Genomic DNA, 16,830 nt, shown 5'->3' on the forward strand with positions numbered 1-16,830 from the left:
GCCGTGACCGCAGCAACGGATATGTACCCGGAAAACGACCCTGCCAGTTAAAAACTGTTACCTATGTGAGTGAACTGAAAAACCTTCCAACAACCCTCACCCCCAACGCCGAGGCTCCCCAACCAACTGCCCCTGCACCCCAAACAACCCCATCTCCCGAATCACCGCCAACTCCCCCTCCGTCTCCACCCGCTCGGCAATCAACGGCAGGTCGATACTGTGGGCAGCACGCTGGATAGCCTCGATGAACAAGCGCTTATCACTTTCCTGATCAATCGCGCGGATGTAACTGCCGTCGATTTTCAGATAAGCCAACCCCAGCCGTGACAAGTTACCGATCATGCTGAACCGCCCGCCAAAGCGCTGCAGGCTCAAGGAGAAACCAAGCTCGCGCAACTGCCGGGTCAATTGCTCCAGCACCGCTTGCTCGGGCAACTGCTCCTCACCGATCTCCAACGTCAGGCGCGACCCAAGGTTGGAGTGGGACCGCAGTATTTCAAAAACCTTGGCCAGCGCCTGCGGATCGGCCAGCGTGGCGGAAGACAGGTTCAACGCCAATGACTGCTCGTGCCCGGCCATCTGCTTGAGCACTTGTTCGAGCATCAGGCGATCCAGTCGCGCGGTCCAGTCAAAGCGCTCCAGCCAAGGCAGGAAACGCCCGGCGGGGATGGTCTGGCCCTGCTCGTCGAGCAGCCGCGACAGCACCTTGTAATGCAGCACCACCTGGGTGTCCTGGGCGGCCACCACGGGCTGGAAATACAGCTCGAAACGTTGATTGTCCAGGGCCTGGTCAAGCAGGTTGTGCCAGGCATGGTGATCATCGCCGACGCTGGCCGATGCGCTGTGATCCAGGCAGGCCCAGCTCGGTTCGCCCTGGCTTTCGGCCTGGGCTAGGGCCTGGTCGCCGAGCTGGAGCACCGCTTGCGGCGAGTCACCGTGGACGAACGGCGCCAGCCCGATGGAGGCCACCGTCGCCATGTCCGTCGCGCCGGTGGCATGCAGGCTTGCCAACGCCGCTTCGAGGTTTTGCGCCAGTTGCAGCGCCTCCTCACGAACCAGCCCGGGTGCCAGCACGGCGAACTCACCACCGCGAATACGCGTCACCAGGTTAAGGGTTTCCGGGTAGCGAGCGCACTCACGCGACAATTGCTCGCCCACCGCCTTGAGCAACTGATCGGTGCGCTGCCCGCCCAGCCGCTGGTTCAGACCGGCAAGATCCTTGACCCGCAACAGCAGCAGATAACCGGAACTGGCCTGCTCGGGATTGCTCACCCGTGCATGCAACTGCATCTCGAAATAGCGCCGGTTGGCCAATCCGGTGAGGTTGTCCTGGTACGACTCGATCCGCAGTTTTTCACTGCGCTCGGCCTGTTCCTGGAACAGCGCCTTGAGCTTCTCGACCATCTGGTTCATCGCCTGCACCACCCGGCGCAGTTCAGGGGTGCGTGGCAGCTCCGGCAGGCTCAAGAACTCGCGCCGGGCGATGGCGTGGGACTGATGCACCATGTAGTCCAGCGGCTTGAGCTGGCGACGCAGCAGCAAGGCCCCCAACACCGCGCTCACGGCGCCGCACAGCAATAGCCAGCCCAGGCTGCCCAGGGCGCTCTGCCACAGCTTGGCGAGGGCGAACATCGGATGGCTGACCACTTCGACCCGCGCCGCCTGCTCCCAGCCGCGGCTGACGATCGCATCGCCGCCCGCCGGCTCCAGGCCAATGAGCTTGATGAACCACTGAGGAACGCTGCCGGCGTCAGGGGTACCGGTGCGCTCGACCAGGGTCTTGTCGGTGGCCACATCGACCACGCGGATGCTTGCGTAGTAGCCGCTGTCGAAGATCGAGCTGACCATCAACTCGACCATCGCCGGGTCGTCGATGTTCGGCGTCAAGGACAGTGCCAGTGCCGTGGCTGCGTCTTGGGCGTGGGAACGCAGTTGATTGACGTACTGGGCCCGCGAGCTCTCCAGGCTGACCATGAAGCTGCCGCTGAAGGCAACCACCAGGAACAGACAGATAGCGATCAACAGCTGTTTGAACAAGGACATCTGAGCGCGCGCTCCTAGTTAGTCGTCTCGACCGGAAAACCTTCGGCCTGCATTTTCTTCAACACATCCTGCCACCGCGACAGGCGCTTGGTATCACTCACTTTCTTGTTGCCCTTGGTGCCCGGCAGCCACAGTCCCTCGGCGTTGAAGGAGTAGACCGGGAGCAAGTCGGTTCGCTGGCTGGCCGGCAGGATGCCGTCGATCAGGCTGTCGAGTACCAGCGGCATCGCCTCAGGGGTGGCGTAGTAGGTGAGCACCATGTGCGCACGGTTCTGCCGCAGGGCCTTGACGTAGGTGATGCGCAGCTTGTCACTGGAAACGCCGAGGTGACGCAGGCTGAAGTACTTGGCAATCGCGTAGTCCTCGCAATCGCCGGCGCCCTTCCACAGCGCCTGGATCGGGGTTTCCCAGTAATCGACCTCCCGCCACAGGTCGATGTCTTCCACGTAGCGCACCTTCTTGTTGAAAAACAGGTTCACCACCTTGAGCTGTTCCAATTCCGGAATCTGCTTCTGGGTCGCCAGCAATTCCTGCCATGCATCGATCCGCTGCTGCCCTTCTCCCAGCGGTCCATATAATGCTTGCGCCCGCCGGCTGATCTGCGCAAAGTCCCAGTCGGCGTGCAGGCCACCCAGCATCAGGCCCGCCAGCAGCAATGCCGAGCACAGCCAGCGCAAGAACCTGAGGACTGGGAAAGGTGCAGCCAAGGGAAATACGTCCGAAAAGGGCGGTTGGAAAATTCGTTGGATGGTGAAGCCTGGCCCGGCAAAAAACAATGGCAGGTTGCAATCACCGCAAGCAGACTAAACTCTAGTTCAGGAACCGGCGCCGCGAGACTTTGACGGCTTGGCAATCTGTAACTAATGTTGGCTTGGATCCAATTTTCGTTACTACCAGTCAGGTGTTGTCGTGACACAGAAGCCCAAACCGTTAAGCACTATCCAGGTCAACGGCCCCATTCCCGCAGCCCAGGCGCGCTCGATCATCGAAAGCTCCTTGCGCGAGGCCATCCTTGACGGGCGCCTGCCCAGCGGCACGGCGTTGCGCCAACAGGAACTGGCCGACCTGTACGGCGTCAGCCGCATGCCGGTACGCGAGGCGCTCCGCCAGCTCGAGGCGCAGTCGTTGCTCACGGTGGTCCAGCACAAGGGCGCCGTCGTGGCCCCGTTGATCACCAGCAATGCCGTCGAGACCTATGCCCTGCGTTCGGTCCTGGAAGGCTTCGCCCTGCGCCTGTCCATTCCGCTGCTCGACGACAACGACCTGGCGATGGCCGCCCAATACATCGACCAGCTCGAAGGGCAGGCCAATTATGCCGAGATCGCCAGGCTCAACCGCCTGTTCCACATGTCCCTTTACCACAGGGCGCCCAACGCCAAGCTGCTGGACCTGGTCGAGCGTGAACTCAACGAAGAAGAACGCTTCGTGCGTTTTCACCTGTCGTCCATGGGCCTGGGCAAGCTGACCCAGGATGACCATCGCGCGATGCTCGCCGCCGCGAAAGCCAAAGATATCGATCAAGCGGTTCGTTTACTGGAAGAGCATCTGGAAAAAGCCTCCGTCACCATGCGTCGGCACCTGGAACATTAATCGAGCTGCCCTCCAGCGCCGACCATCTGGCCGGCGCAGCATTTTCTTACATATCCTTCCTACATCCCAAATTCCCCGTCCGACACGGCCCGGCCGCGATTGCGTCCCGTCGCGGCATCAGCCCAATGGAACTGCTGTCGATTTGGGCTCACTCTTGCGCTTGTCGATTCAAAAACAGACCTGAAGAAGTCAGCGCCCGGCAGTAGCCAGGCGAATCGAAGCCATTACGCAAGGAGCGTCGCCCAACTGGCGGAAGGCCCGGTAGTCCGACCGGTACTCCGCCCTTAAAACACTTACTTCTTAATTTCCCGATTCCTGAAGTGCTCCGAGTGAGGCATTCACTCGAAACATTCGATTCTGATAGTTATAAATCGGAAGGAGCAACTTCGCCCCAATAAAACTTTAATCCGAAGTTTTAACTCACCTCTTCGCGCCCAATAAAACATCAAATTCAAATAACTAAGAAATAACTTGCAGACCCTTTAAGTCTTGTACTAATTTTTAACTCGTCGAATAGTTATCGACCATTACAACCCCGACAAAACGCTTCTAGCACAGGCGCATCGGCCCGAAACGAGCAACAAACAAAAATACTGGAAACTATGGACTCCGGCTCAAGCACTTGCTCGCCTCTTGAAAAGAAAGCGAGCAACTTCCGGACAAACATCATTGATGAGGACGTTCCAATGCAGCCAACCAAAGAACAACTATCTCTGAAAAAACACGCACTTGGTCAACACCCTGTTTTTTCCGAAATAACATCAATTGACCTGTTGCGCCGCTTTATGGAAAGCCATGTTTTTGCCGTTTGGGACTTCATGTCCCTGACCAAGCGCCTGCAACGGGAACTGACCTGTGTACATCTGCCGTGGCTGCCACCGGCCGACCCGCACGCTGCGCGACTGATCAACGAGATTGTCCTGGGCGAAGAGTCCGACGATCGCCCCGGCGCGGGCTATTGCAGCCATTTCGAATTGTACCTGGACGCCATGCGCGAGGTCGGCGCGGACACCCGGGCGATCGAACGATTCATTGCGCTGCAGCAAGAGGGCGTCAGCCCCGACACGGCGCTGGACAGCGTCGAGGTCGAGCCCGCCGCCGCGCAATTTGTCCGTCAAACGCTGCACACCGCCCTGCACGCGCCAGCCCACAGCGTCGCCGCGGCCTTCGTGCATGGTCGCGAGAGCGTCATCCCGCAAATGTTCCAGCGCATGCTGGACGCCTGGGGCATTGGCCTGGATCAGGCACCGACGTTTCGCTATTACCTGCAACGGCATATCGAGGTGGATTCCGAAGACCATGGCCCGGCAGCGGAAAAGCTGCTGGCGCGGTTGATCGACGGCGACCCGCAACGCGAGCGCGAGGTCCTGGCCGCCGCCATTGCCGCCGTCCACAGCCGTGCGGCGTTGTGGGATGGCCTGCGCCAGAGCATGGCCCAGCCTGTTGCACAGGTGACGCCATGAGCGCCATTCAATACCAATCCTTCGCCGACGCCTGGGAAAGCCGCGCCACCATCCGCACCCGGCCACGGCGCCGGGTCGAAGACGACGATAAGTTGATCTTCCCCATGAGCCGCCAGCCGCTGGTGCACAGCCAGACCTTCCTGAGCCATTGCCCGCAGTTGCGTGATTTTGTCCTGGTGCAGAGCCTCTATAAATTCATCAACGACGTGGTGATTTTCGAGACCGAACTGGTGGACCACACCGCCCGGCGTATCGCCAAGAATCGCTTCGGCATCGAGTTTCCGTTCGCCTGTCGCTACGACGCGATGACGGTGGTGGTGGATGAGGATTACCACGCCTTGGTGGCGATGGATTTCATGCAGCAAACCATCGACATGACCGGTATCACGCCGATCCCGCTGCCCCAGCAGATCGAACTCAGCCGTGCGATCCCTGCCACCCTGGCGCGGGCACCGGAGCATTTGCTCAGCGCCGTGGAACTGATCTGCATCGCCATCGCCGAGAACACCGTGACCAACGAAGTGGCAGCCTTCGCCCGGGACGATTCGGTCAAGGCCTCGATCAAGGGACTCATGGCCGATCATCTGCTGGACGAGGGCCGGCATTCCGGTTTCTGGACACGGCTGGTGCAGATTTACTGGCGCACCGCGCCCGAAGAAGACCACGAGGCGATTGCGCGATTGATGCCAGGGTTCATCGCCGACTACCTGGCGAGCGATCTGCAGCAGGCCTTCGATTTCGAGCTGATCAGCCACTTGCCCGTCGACGAATCGGTGCGCCAGTCATTGCGCGAGGACGCCAGTGCGCTGGCTTATCCGATCAATCGTTTTCACCCACTGGTGGGCAACATCACCCGTTTTTTCCGTGGCAGCTCGATGCTCGCGTCCCCCTGCGTGCGCGACGCCCTCGCCGATTACCTGACCCCATGAGGACCTTTCAATGAGACGCCTCGAAATTGCACTGTCTGGCAACAGCCAGGCCATGGCCGAACTGGCCCGGGAACTTGAGGAGCATGGCCACGGCGTGGTGAAGGCGCCGGCCGGCCACGGCACGTTCGACCTGTTGATCGACGACGGCACGGTGCCGTGCGCCCTCGAGGTCCGTTTCCACCTTCAGGTGCGCGTGGTACTCCAGGCCTTGCCCTGCCATACGCTGCCACAACCGGTGGTGGTTTTTCGCGACGGCGCGCAGCGGATGCTGCTTCAGGACGTCATTCATGCGCAGGGCTGCGGCAACGGTCAGTCGTTGCGTTTGCGCGCGATGACGGCGGTGGTCGAGCATGCCGCCCAGTTGGTCAGCAGGTTGTCCCGCGATGAACACTGCTTCGACCAATGGCCGGCGACACCGGGCGACGCTGCCGGCCCCGCGCACGGTCTGGACGTGCTGGAACCATTGGCCTTCGTACACTGCCTCAATCAACCGACGGTTCCCTGGCTGCTCGCCGCCGCCGAAGTGCCGGTGATGCACAGCATCGAGCAGCGCATGCTCGATGACGCGACGCAACCTGCCCTGTGGGTCGAGGACCAATCCATCGACTACAAGTCCTTGCGCGATTCGGTGCTGCGAATTCAGCAGGCCATGCAGGGGCGCCTGCAGGAAACAATCGATCGCCCACGGGTGATTGGCGTGTGCCTGCCAAAATCGGCATCCCTGTACGCGGCCATCCTGGCGGTGCTGGGGTGCGGGGCGGTGTACCTGCCGCTTGACCCGCAACACCCGGCGCAACGTCGGCGCTTCATCCTGGAAAACGCCAGGGCGGACCTGTTGCTCCACGACGGCAACAGCGATCTGGATGAAATGACGATGCCGACGCTGAATGTCCATCGACTGCCATCGTCGAGGCCGACCATTCCTGCCTCGACGATTCGCCGAGTCGTGGACATCGACGAACCGGCCGTGGCGATCTACACGTCCGGCACCACCGGCCAGCCCAAAGGCGTCTTGCTCAGCCATCGCAACCTCAGCCATTTCTGCGCCTGGTACAGCGACCATGTCGGACTGCGACGAGACAGTCGCGCGTTGCAGTTTTCCACGATCAACTTCGACGCGTCATTGCTGGACATATTGCCGACCTTCATCCAGGGCGGGCTGTTGGTCGTGCCCGGCGAGGACCAGCGCCGCGACCCGCAACAATTGGTGGCGTTGATTCGTGAGCAGCGCATCAGCCACGCCTTCCTTCCACCTGCGCTGTTGAGTGTCATGCCGCTGGACGCGCCCTTGGGGCTGGCGCACCTGATTACCGGCGGGGATGTCTGCGAGCCTTACGTGATCGAGCGACTGGCGCCGCAGTGCCGGTTCCATAACATCTACGGTCCGACGGAAACCACGGTGTTGGCGACCACCCGGCAATTTACGGTGGGCGACAACAACCGCAACCTGGGCACGCCCATCGCCAACGGGCAGGTGTTGATTCTCGACGAACAACGGCAACCCCTACCCGACGGCACGCCCGGCGAGTTGTACATCGCCGGGCCTGGTGTCGGCCTGGGGTACCTGAACGATCCAGTGCTGACCGCCAGCCGTTATCTCGACCTGACGCTGCCCACCGGGCAACCGCTGCGGGTCTATCGCACCGGTGACATCGGCCAATGGACCGATAATGGGATCGAGCTCTGCGGCCGTCGCGATAACCAAGTGAAGATCCGCGGCTTTCGGGTCGAGCCCGAAGAGATCGAACATTGCCTGCGCGACCGTCAGTTGTTTCGCCAAGTGGCGGTGGGGGTCGATGAGCGACGGCGGATCCTGGCGTTCCTGGCAGGGCCCCTGGAGGACCAGCCCGGCGCCGCGCTCCAGGCCTTGCGGGCGCATGTGCAAGACACATTGCCCAACTACATGCACCCGGCGGCCTACGTCGAACTGCCCAGCCTGCCCTACACCAGCAACGGCAAGGTCGATCGCCGTGCGCTGCTGGCCACGGCGGGGTCGGTCCAGGCTGGCAGCCAGGGACGCCAACCGCAAAGCGCTTTGGAAATACAGCTCCAGCAACTATGGGCCGAGCTGCTGGAATTATCTGTGGAGGACATCGCCACCGACGAAAGTTTCTTCAACCTCGGTGGACATTCGATCCTGCTGTCACGAATGCTGTTGAGCATCCGCCGGACGTTCGGCCGCAGCCTGTCGATCAATCGCTTCATCGAAGCGCCGACGCTGATGACCCTGGCGAAGTTGCTCGACAGCCCTGGACAAAGTGAAACATCGACCCTCAGTCCCCAGGCGTTCATCGACGCCGAAGCCGAGCTCAACCTCGATCCGCTGCCCATCAGTCAGAGCGGTGATGTCCACAAGGTGATCGTGACCGGCGCCAACAGCTTTCTCGGTGTGCACATCGTCGAGGCGTTGCTGGCGTGGGGAGCCACGGAAGTGGCGTGCCTGGTGCGTGAATCCGCCGAGCAAAGCGCGGCCGAACGCTTCGCCCAAGCCCTGCGGGAAAATCACCTGGAGCATTTGGACCTGGGTCGGGTCAGCGTCTATGCCGCCGACATCACCCAACCACAACTGGGTTTGCCGGACGACATCTACCTGCGCCTCGACAGCACTTTCGGCGCGTTGGTGCACAACGCCGCCCACGTCAATCATGTGCTCGACTACGAGTCCCTGGCGCGGGACAACGTCGAGCCGATCTTCGAATGCCTGCGCCTGTGCGAAGGGCGTTGCAAGAAAATCTTCAACTTCGTCTCGACGCTGTCGGCTTCCAGCGCCTTGGATGCCGAGGGCCAAGTGCTGGAACTTCCGGCGGCCAAGACACCGCCGATCTACATCAAGAACGGCTACAACCTGTCCAAGTGGGTCGGCGAGCGAATCCTGCAACGGGCCCGAGACCTGGGCGTGCGGGTCAATCTGTTCCGTCCCGGCAACATCAGCTTCAACAGCCAGACCGGGGTCTGCCAGCCCCACAAGAACCGCTTGATGCTGATGCTCAAGGGCTCGATCCAGCTCGGCCAGGTGCCAGACCTGTCGCTCAATTTCGACCTGATGCCGGTGGATTTCCTGGCCCGCTTCATCGCCTTCCACGCCAGCCGTTACCAACCCAATCAAGCCGTGTTCAACCTGCACAATCCCGAGCCGTTGAGCTGGGACGCCTACGTCGCGTCGTTCCGCGAGAGTGGCCGGGAATTCTCCCTGGTGAGCATCGCTGACTGGCAACGGCAATTGGCGCGGGTCGATACCGACAATGCGCTGTTTGGCGTGCTGGGTTTCTACCTCAACGGCTTCGAGGAAGACATCGGCGACATCTCGCTCATCCGCCACGACAACGCCCGGTCCGGCGTACGGCAGATGGGCGCGCGCTACCCGGAAAAGTCCCCGGCCCTGCTGCGCCGTGGCGCCAACTACCTCAAGGCCATCGATTTCATCTGAAGCAACCCAACCCAACGCAAGGAGCAAGACCATGAGTGCATTCCAACCCGACACCCTGATCAAAAACCCTCAGGCCTGCCATGTCGAAACCTCGGTAGAAGTGCTCGCCGACGCGGCGCGAGTCTGGGACATAGTGGGTGATTTTGGTGGTTTCAACCGTTTCATCCCCGCGCTTGAGCGCATCGAAATGACCGGCGAAGGCGTACGATCCCTGCGCAAGAAATTCTTCGTCGATGGGCAAAACCTGGTGGTGGAGCAACTCAATAGCCGCGACGACCAGGCCATGCACATGACCTGGACGCTGATCTACAACACCCTGGGCATCGACAACCTCTGGGCGGCGATGCGCGTGGAGCCCCTGTCGGACAACCGCTGCCGCGCGACCTGGACCATCATCGCCGACCACACTGACGCCCATACGCCGTCGGGGTTCCGAGATTTCCTGCAAGGGTTCGCCGATGAGGCGATGGAGAACGTGGCGAAGATGTTCGCCTGACCAAAAATCCCTGTGGGAGCGAGCCTGCTCGCGAAAGCGGTGGGTCTGTGCCGATGATGTTGACTGGATGGCGTCAGCCCAGGCAACCCGTACCCGTGGCGAGGGAGCTTGCTCCCGCTCGGCAGCGTTGTAGGAGCTGCCGAGCGAAGCGAGGCTGCGATCTTTTTCCAACACGCTTCAATCCCAGATGAAAGATCAGGATCAAAAGATCGCAGGCTTCGCCAGCTCCTACAGGATCAGATCTTGAAGCTGTCCACCAACTGCTTCAACCGATTGGCCTGCTGTGACAAGGCATCGCAATCCTTGAGGGTTTCGTTGAGGTTGGCGACGCTTTGCTGGTTCAACGTATTGATGTGCGTGACGTCCATGTTGAGGGTTTCCACCACGGCAGTCTGTTCTTCGGTCGCGGCGGCCACGGACTGGTTCATGCCGTCGATTTCGCCGATGCGCTGGGTCACGCTGACCAGGCGCAGGCCGGCCTGGTTCGCCACTTCCACGCTTTCCTCGCTGGAGGCCTGGCTGGCGTTCATCGTGGTCACGGCTTCACGGGAGCCGACTTGCAGCGACGTGATCATCTTGTGAATTTCTTCGGCCGATTCCTGGGTGCGATGCGCCAGGTTGCGCACCTCATCGGCCACCACCGCGAAACCACGTCCAGCTTCACCGGCACGGGCCGCTTCGATGGCGGCGTTCAAGGCCAGCAGGTTGGTCTGCTGGGAGATGCCCTTGATCACGTCCAGGATGTGCCCGATGTTGTCGGTGCTGGCGTTCAAGGTTTCGATCTGGGTGCACGACAGGCTGATCTTCTGGGACAGCTCGGTCATGGCCTGGATGGTTTTTTCCACCACCTGGCGACCATCATCCGCCTGCTCGCTGGCGCCGCTGGCGTGTTGCGAAGCATCGGCGGCGTTGCGGGCGATTTCCTGGGTGGCGGCGCCCAGCTGATTGATCGCGGCGGCCACGCTGTTGGTGCGCGCGCTCTGCTCATCCGAACCGACGAGCGAGGCGTTGGAAGACGTCATCACCCGTTGCGACAGGTCATGCACCTGACGCGTGGCGGAAGACACTTCGGCGATCGAAGCGTGGATGCGCTCCACGAACTGGTTGAACGAACCACCCAGCACCGCGAACTCATCCTTGCCCTGCACGACCAGACGCCGGGTCAGGTCGCCTTCACCCTGGGCGATGTCCTGCATCGCGCGGCCCATGGTGGTCAACGGACGCATCAACACCTGGATCAACAAGCTCAACAGCAACGCAATTGCCGCCACCGCAACGAACATCGCGATCAGCGCCGACGTGCGGAACTGGCTCAGCGGCGCGTAGGCCTTGCTCTTGTCGATCGACAGGCCGATGTACCACTCGGCGCCCGGCAAACCGGTTACCGAGGTGAACGAAAGGATGCGGTCCTGCCCGTTCAGCTCGACTTCCTGGATGCCTTTGCCGATGCGCACCGGGGTGCCGGGGTAGATGTCCTTGAGGTTCTTCATCACCTGGTCTTTGTCCGGGCTGACAATCACCTGACCGTCGCCGCTGACCAGGAACGCATGGCCGATGCCACCGAAATCCACGGAGTTGATGATCTTCACCAGGGTTTCCAGGCTCAGGTCGCCACCGACCACACCGAGCAGCTCGCCGTTGTGCTTGACCGGCAGGGCAATGGTCACCACCAGGCCGCCAACGGCCGCCGCGTAAGGCGGGGTCAGCATGGTTTTATCGGCGGCCACGGCCTGTTTGTACCAGGGACGCTGACGTGGGTCATAACCGTCAGGCATTTTCGCATCAGGTCGCTGGGTGAACACGCCGTTGTTCTGGCCCACGTAGGTGAACTGGAAGTTCGAGGTCAACGCCGGTTGATCGACCAGCCCTGGCAAATCGGCACCCGCCCCTTGGTGCGCGATGTTCTGCGCCAGGTTTTCCAATACCAGTATCCGCCCGCTCATCCAGTTCTGGACGCTGCTGGCCGTGAGGTCACCGGATTGCTCGATGGATGACTCCAGGCTGCGACCGATGGTGTTGCGCTGCAAATAGTCGTTGTAGAGCGTGAACAGGGCAAAAGCCAGAACCACCACACCAGAGGCGGCCAGGAGGATTTTGTGGCTGAACTTTAGATTCATGGTTTGGACTTCTTATGCAGGGGATGGGGGTGCATTCCGGTTGGCAATACCCGTAGCCGCAAGAGCTGGAAATTGGATCCGCTCTATTTTGGTGCACGCATACCTTGCTGTCGGCCAGCACCTGGAAAAGATTAGCCGGTTGTACAATTGTCCGACGAGATGACCACTGAATCGGGAGGATTCCACGGCGAACGGTGGTTGCAAATTTAATGAACGCTTATGACAATGCGACCTATTATCATTTGTGATATCAGGCCCACGCGTACATGTCCTCTCCCCAGTTAGCAGTACACGCGCTCTACTGCAGCCATCACGGCTGGCTCCACGCATGGTTGCGCAGCCGACTGGGCAACGCCGCCGACGCGGCCGACCTGGCCCAGGACACGTTCGTACGCCTGCTGCAACGCACCGAACGCCTGGAACTCAAGGCGCCCCGCGCTTTTCTGCGCACCGTCGCCCAAGGCCTGGTAATCGACCATTGGCGCCGCGAGGAAATTGAACGCGCCTACCTCGAAAGCATCGCGCACCTGCCGGAAGCGCAAACCCCCGGTGCCGAAGCCCAGGCGTTGATCCTTGAACTGCTGGAAGCCATCGCGCGCATGCTCGAAGGTCTCAAGCCCAAGGTGCGCAGGGCGTTCCTGCTTGCCCAGTGTGAAGGCATGACCTACAAGCAGATTGCCGAGCAGATGGGCATCTCGTTGCGGTCCGTGGAACGTTATGTCGCCGATGCGCTGTATCACTGCTACGTGCTGCGCTATGAAGATTGAGCCGATGGATCAAACCTCGCGGGGTCGCGGCCCTTCGCAACAGGTGGTCAAGCAAGCAATCCATTGGCTGCTGCGCCTGCGAGGCCCTGCCGCCAACCCGACCCTGCGCCAACAGTGCGACGCCTGGCGCATCGCCCACCACGATCACGAACTCGCCTGGCAACGGGTGCAGTCACTGCACAGCGAACTGACGGCCAACCTTCGAGCCGTACCTGGCGCCCACATCGCCCTCGACACCCTGGAAACCAGCGCCCGGCGCCTCGGTCGGCGCCAGGCGCTCAAATTACTGTCCGGCGTCGCCGTGGTGGGTGCCGCGGCGTGGCTGGGCAAGGACCTGGGCTGGCAGCCCTGGAGTGCCGACTTCGCCACTGCCACGGGCGAACGACGCGGCTTCCAATTGCCGGACGGCACACGGCTTGAACTCAACACCCACAGCGCGGCCGATCTTGACTATACGGCGAGCCAACGCCTGATCACGTTGGCACGCGGCGAAATCAGGGTCACCTGCGGCCGCGATCCCGGACGCCCGCTGTTGGTGAAAAGCCGCGAGGGTTTGTTCGAAGGGCTGGAGGGGCGCTTCGTCGTACGCCAGGACAGCGGCTGCACGCGCCTGAGCGTCACCAGCGGGCGGGTCGCCATTCGCTCGCACCAAGGCAGCGACGGCGCACCGATCCAAGTGGAAGCCGGGCAAAGCTACCTCGTCAGCGCAACGACAGCGACCCTGGCACCGCCCCTGGACATGGACGCAGGCGCCTGGGCGGACGGCTTGATCGTCACGCGCAACATGCGCCTGGAAGACTTCCTCAATGAGGTCGGCCGCTACCGCCGGGGCTACTTGAAGTGCGCCGCCTCGGTCGCGGATCTGCGCTTGTCCGGCGTTTTCCGCCTGGACGACATCGACAAGATGCTCGCCGTGCTCCCGCGCACGCTGCCCGTGCAACTGCGTTATCGAACCCGCTGGTGGCTGACAGTGGAACGTCCGGCCTGATTTTTTTTGGCGGGTTTTGCGAAGGCGTCCGGCTAGGACAGTAAGCAACGTTTATCTGCCTTCAGCGACTCCAACGGAAACCCATGATGACTGAGCGCTTAACCCTCAAGACCTCCTTCGGCTGTTCCCCGCAAACCAGCCTCTTGCGCCAAGCCGTCCGCGCCGCGCTGCTGAGCACCGCGCTGGGCGTCAGCGCTGTGCCGCCGCTGGCCATCGCCGCGCAGGACGGCGTCACCGCCAGCCGCCAGAGCTACAACATCGCCGCAGGCCCATTGAGCGAGGTGCTGAACCAGTTCGCGCGCCAGGCCGGGATTACCCTGGCGAGCACTCCAGAACAAACAGCAGGGCGCCAGTCGCCAGGGCTTAAAGGTGAGTATTCGGCGGACCAGGCCCTGGATCAGTTGCTCAACGGCTCGGGGCTGATTGCCGTCGGCCAGGAAAGCAGCGGCTACGTGTTGCAAGTCGGTGCTGCGGACAACTCGCTCGCGCTGCCGACCACCGACGTCAAGGGTTTCGCCCTGGGTAACGCCTTGGGCAGCATGGCCGGCTACAACGCCACCCACAGCCAAGTCGCGACCAAAACCAGTACCGCCCTGCGCGAGACCTCACAAAGCGTATCGGTGGTGACCCGCGAGCAAATGGACGACCAGGGCGCGCAGACCGTTTCCCAGACGATGCGCTACACCCCCGGCGTGCTGACCAACCCCTACGGCGCAACCCATCGCTACGATTACGTGGCCATGCGCGGCTTCAACGACGGCTCGGTGGACAACATCTACCTCGACGGCCTCAAGTCCATGGGTGACAGCGGCACCTACAGCTCCATGCAGGTCGATCCGTATTTCCTGGAACGGGTCGACATCCTCAAAGGCCCGTCGTCGGTGCTGTATGGCCGCAGCTCGCCGGGCGGCCTGGTGGCGCTCACCAGCAAGAAGCCGCTGTACGAGGCCTATCGCCAAGTCCAGGCCACCGTCGGCACCCAGGGCCAGCGCGGCGTGGGTTTCGACTTCAGCGGGCCGGTGGACGATGAAAAACGCATCGCCTATCGCCTCATCGGCCTGGCGGACACCTCCGACACTCAGTTCGATCACAACAAGGAAAAGCGCTTCACCCTCGCGCCCACCGTCAGCATCGACTTCACCGAGGACACCTCGCTGACCCTGCAAGCCTACCTGCAGCACGAACCCGACGGCGGCTACCACGGCGGCGTGCCGGCCGACGGCGCGCTGCACCAGCGCAATGGCCGGCGGATCTCGGAACACTTCTTCGAAGGCGAGCCCGGCGTCGACGTGTACGAGCGTGACCAGCAGTCGTTCGGCTATCAATTCGAGCACCGTTTCAATGACGTCTTCACCGCCCGGCAGAACTTCCGCTACCTGGACTCCGACGTCACCAACAATCAGGTCTACGCCTTCGGCTGGACCAGCCCCACCAGCAACGAGTTGAACCGTTACTACACCGGCGCCAGCGAGAAGCTGCACTCATTCATCGTCGACAACATGCTGCAGGCCGAATTTTTTACCGGCGCGACCAAGCACACGGTGCTGATGGGCGCCGACTACCAGCGACGCAAAACCGTCGTCGACTGGGCCAGCGGCAGCCTTGCCCCGATCAACGCCTTCGCCCCGGCCTATGGCAACTCGGCGATCACTTACTTCAGCCCGACCAGCTATGTACGGCGCCTGGAGCAGACCGGCGTCTATCTGCAAGACCTGATCGAAATGGACAAGTGGCGCTTCTCCCTGGGCCTGCGCCAGGACTGGGTCGAAACCTCTGATGAAAACCGCATCGCCGAGTCCGGTCGCCCGGCAGGCACCGAGATCAACGACAAGCGCACCAAGCTCACCGGTCGCGTCGGAGCGCTGTACCTGTTCGATAACGGCCTGGCGCCGTACATCAGCTATTCGGAGTCGTTCAACCCCAACTCCTACGCCGACAGCGCCGGCAATCCCTTGCCGCCCACCGATGGCAAGCAATGGGAACTGGGCCTCAAATACCAGCCGCCGGGCACCGACGACTTGTACACCGCCTCGCTGTTCCGCATCGACCAGGAAAACCTGGCGACCAAGCTGCCCCAGGAAAACTTCTATCGCGCCGTCGGCGCCGTTCGCTCCCAAGGCCTGGAACTGGAAGCGCACCTGCAACTGACCGAACAGTTCAAGGTACTGGGCAGCTACACCTTCACCGACATCGAATATTCGAAGTCGATGGTCAGCACCCTGAGCACCCCGACCAACATCATCGAAAACAAAGGCAACTCACCGACCCAGGCCCCACGCCACATGGCCTCGGTGTGGGCGGACTACAAGTTTGACAGCGGCGCGCTCGATGGCCTGCGGCTGGGCGGCGGCGTGCGCTATGTCGGCGCCAGCTGGGTCGACGCGGAGAACACCATGAAGGTGCCCTCGTACACGCTGTTCGATGCGTCGGTGGGGTATGACCTGGGCAAGGTCGGCTTGAAGGGCGTGGACGTACGCCTGAACGCCAACAACCTGACCAACGAGACCTACGTCGCCTCGTGTGCCAGCCTGAACTTCTGCTACATGGGTGAGGAGCGCAATGTGGCGGCTACTGTGAGTTATCAGTTCTGATCTGTTTCCGGTCGTGCCGCCACCGGGCTCTGTAGGAGCTGGCGCAGCCTGCGATCTTTTGATCTTTCGCTTGGAATTCAAGTGTTATTGGAAAAGATCGCAGCCTCGTTGCACTCGGCAGCTCCTACACCGCCCCTGCAGGCCCGGCGGGAGTCTTCTGTCGAGCCACACTCTCTTGCTGCACAAACCGATTCGCCCGCCCAAACGTGCCGAAATCATTGAACCGCACGCCCATCTCCCGCATCACCTCATGCGCCACCGGCACCGTCATCTGGCGAATATAAAACGGCTCCTTCACCACGAAATGATGAATGCCATGGCTGCTCCCGAAGTTGAAGCAGAACGCCTGCAACGGCCACAACCACCAAGGATTCAACACCTGAGTCTGCTGGATGACATTGCCCGGCTCGATGTCGCCG

The 16,830-nt window shown here is 61.6% G+C and carries 11 protein-coding genes and 1 pseudogene; 8 read left to right on the forward strand and 4 right to left on the reverse strand.

What is annotated here, in order from left to right:
• Positions 1–96 precede the first annotated feature (96 nt).
• Together lapD and lapG are read right to left on the reverse strand one after the other, a co-directional pair.
• Complete coding sequence (gene lapD / locus OC610_RS08035) at positions 97–2,043, reverse strand: cyclic di-GMP receptor LapD (protein ID WP_264427342.1); 1,947 nt, start codon at positions 2,041–2,043, stop codon at positions 97–99.
• Positions 2,044–2,057: 14 nt separating this feature from the next.
• Complete coding sequence (gene lapG, locus OC610_RS08040; protein ID WP_217860910.1) at positions 2,058–2,750, reverse strand: cysteine protease LapG; 693 nt, start codon at positions 2,748–2,750, stop codon at positions 2,058–2,060.
• Between the two features lie 202 nt (positions 2,751–2,952).
• Between lapG and OC610_RS08045 the strand changes: the two genes are divergently transcribed.
• The 5 genes from OC610_RS08045 (at position 2,953) to OC610_RS08065 (ending at position 9,948) form a co-directional block, all read left to right on the forward strand.
• Positions 2,953–3,633 (forward strand): GntR family transcriptional regulator, encoded by a 681-nt coding sequence (locus tag OC610_RS08045; protein ID WP_264427343.1) that lies wholly within the window; start codon positions 2,953–2,955, stop codon positions 3,631–3,633.
• Between the two features lie 686 nt (positions 3,634–4,319).
• The gene (locus tag OC610_RS08050; RefSeq protein WP_264427344.1) at positions 4,320–5,096 is read left to right on the forward strand and encodes a DUF3050 domain-containing protein; all 777 of its coding nucleotides are present in this window, start codon (positions 4,320–4,322) and stop codon (positions 5,094–5,096) included.
• The gene (locus OC610_RS08055) at positions 5,093–6,025 is read left to right on the forward strand and encodes a diiron oxygenase (protein ID WP_264427345.1); all 933 of its coding nucleotides are present in this window, start codon (positions 5,093–5,095) and stop codon (positions 6,023–6,025) included. The genes OC610_RS08050 and OC610_RS08055 overlap by 4 nt, the downstream gene beginning before the upstream one ends.
• Positions 6,026–6,035: 10 nt before the next feature.
• Complete coding sequence (locus OC610_RS08060; protein ID WP_264427346.1) at positions 6,036–9,452, forward strand: non-ribosomal peptide synthetase; 3,417 nt, start codon at positions 6,036–6,038, stop codon at positions 9,450–9,452.
• Between the two features lie 31 nt (positions 9,453–9,483).
• A complete protein-coding gene (locus tag OC610_RS08065; protein ID WP_264427347.1) occupies positions 9,484–9,948 on the forward strand; it encodes an SRPBCC family protein in 465 nt (154 codons plus the stop codon).
• Between the two features lie 236 nt (positions 9,949–10,184).
• Here OC610_RS08065 and OC610_RS08070 read toward each other — a convergent pair whose 3' ends face one another.
• A complete protein-coding gene (locus OC610_RS08070) occupies positions 10,185–12,065 on the reverse strand; it encodes a methyl-accepting chemotaxis protein (protein ID WP_264427348.1) in 1,881 nt (626 codons plus the stop codon).
• A gap of 266 nt (positions 12,066–12,331) precedes the next feature.
• Here OC610_RS08070 and OC610_RS08075 point away from each other — a divergent pair, with 266 nt between their 5' ends.
• From OC610_RS08075 to OC610_RS08085, 3 genes are all read left to right on the forward strand, one after another.
• Complete coding sequence (locus OC610_RS08075) at positions 12,332–12,832, forward strand: sigma-70 family RNA polymerase sigma factor (RefSeq protein ID WP_264427349.1); 501 nt, start codon at positions 12,332–12,334, stop codon at positions 12,830–12,832.
• 4 nt (positions 12,833–12,836) lie between these two features.
• A complete protein-coding gene (locus OC610_RS08080) occupies positions 12,837–13,820 on the forward strand; it encodes a FecR domain-containing protein (RefSeq protein WP_264427350.1) in 984 nt (327 codons plus the stop codon).
• Positions 13,821–13,906: 86 nt separating this feature from the next.
• Positions 13,907–16,411 carry a TonB-dependent siderophore receptor gene (locus OC610_RS08085; RefSeq protein WP_264427352.1) on the forward strand — a complete coding sequence of 835 codons (2,505 nt, stop codon included), beginning with the start codon at positions 13,907–13,909 and terminating at the stop codon, positions 16,409–16,411.
• Between the two features lie 124 nt (positions 16,412–16,535).
• Here OC610_RS08085 and OC610_RS08090 read toward each other — a convergent pair.
• A pseudogene (locus tag OC610_RS08090) lies at positions 16,536–16,830 on the reverse strand (fatty acid desaturase); the annotation flags it as partial.

Origin of the sequence: Pseudomonas agronomica (assembly GCF_025917275.1) — a bacterium.
GTDB lineage: Bacteria > Pseudomonadota > Gammaproteobacteria > Pseudomonadales > Pseudomonadaceae > Aquipseudomonas > Aquipseudomonas agronomica.

Coding starts and splice junctions, on each gene's coding strand:
- OC610_RS08080 (WP_264427350.1), top strand. CDS start 12,837: ATGGATCAAACCTCGCGGGGTCGCGGCCCTTCGCAACAGGTGGTCAAG.
- OC610_RS08075 (WP_264427349.1), top strand. CDS start 12,332: ATGTCCTCTCCCCAGTTAGCAGTACACGCGCTCTACTGCAGCCATCAC.
- OC610_RS08070 (WP_264427348.1), bottom strand. CDS start 12,065: ATGAATCTAAAGTTCAGCCACAAAATCCTCCTGGCCGCCTCTGGTGTG.
- OC610_RS08060 (WP_264427346.1), top strand. CDS start 6,036: ATGAGACGCCTCGAAATTGCACTGTCTGGCAACAGCCAGGCCATGGCC.
- OC610_RS08085 (WP_264427352.1), top strand. CDS start 13,907: ATGACTGAGCGCTTAACCCTCAAGACCTCCTTCGGCTGTTCCCCGCAA.
- OC610_RS08050 (WP_264427344.1), top strand. CDS start 4,320: ATGCAGCCAACCAAAGAACAACTATCTCTGAAAAAACACGCACTTGGT.
- OC610_RS08065 (WP_264427347.1), top strand. CDS start 9,484: ATGAGTGCATTCCAACCCGACACCCTGATCAAAAACCCTCAGGCCTGC.
- OC610_RS08055 (WP_264427345.1), top strand. CDS start 5,093: ATGAGCGCCATTCAATACCAATCCTTCGCCGACGCCTGGGAAAGCCGC.
- lapD (WP_264427342.1), bottom strand. CDS start 2,043: ATGTCCTTGTTCAAACAGCTGTTGATCGCTATCTGTCTGTTCCTGGTG.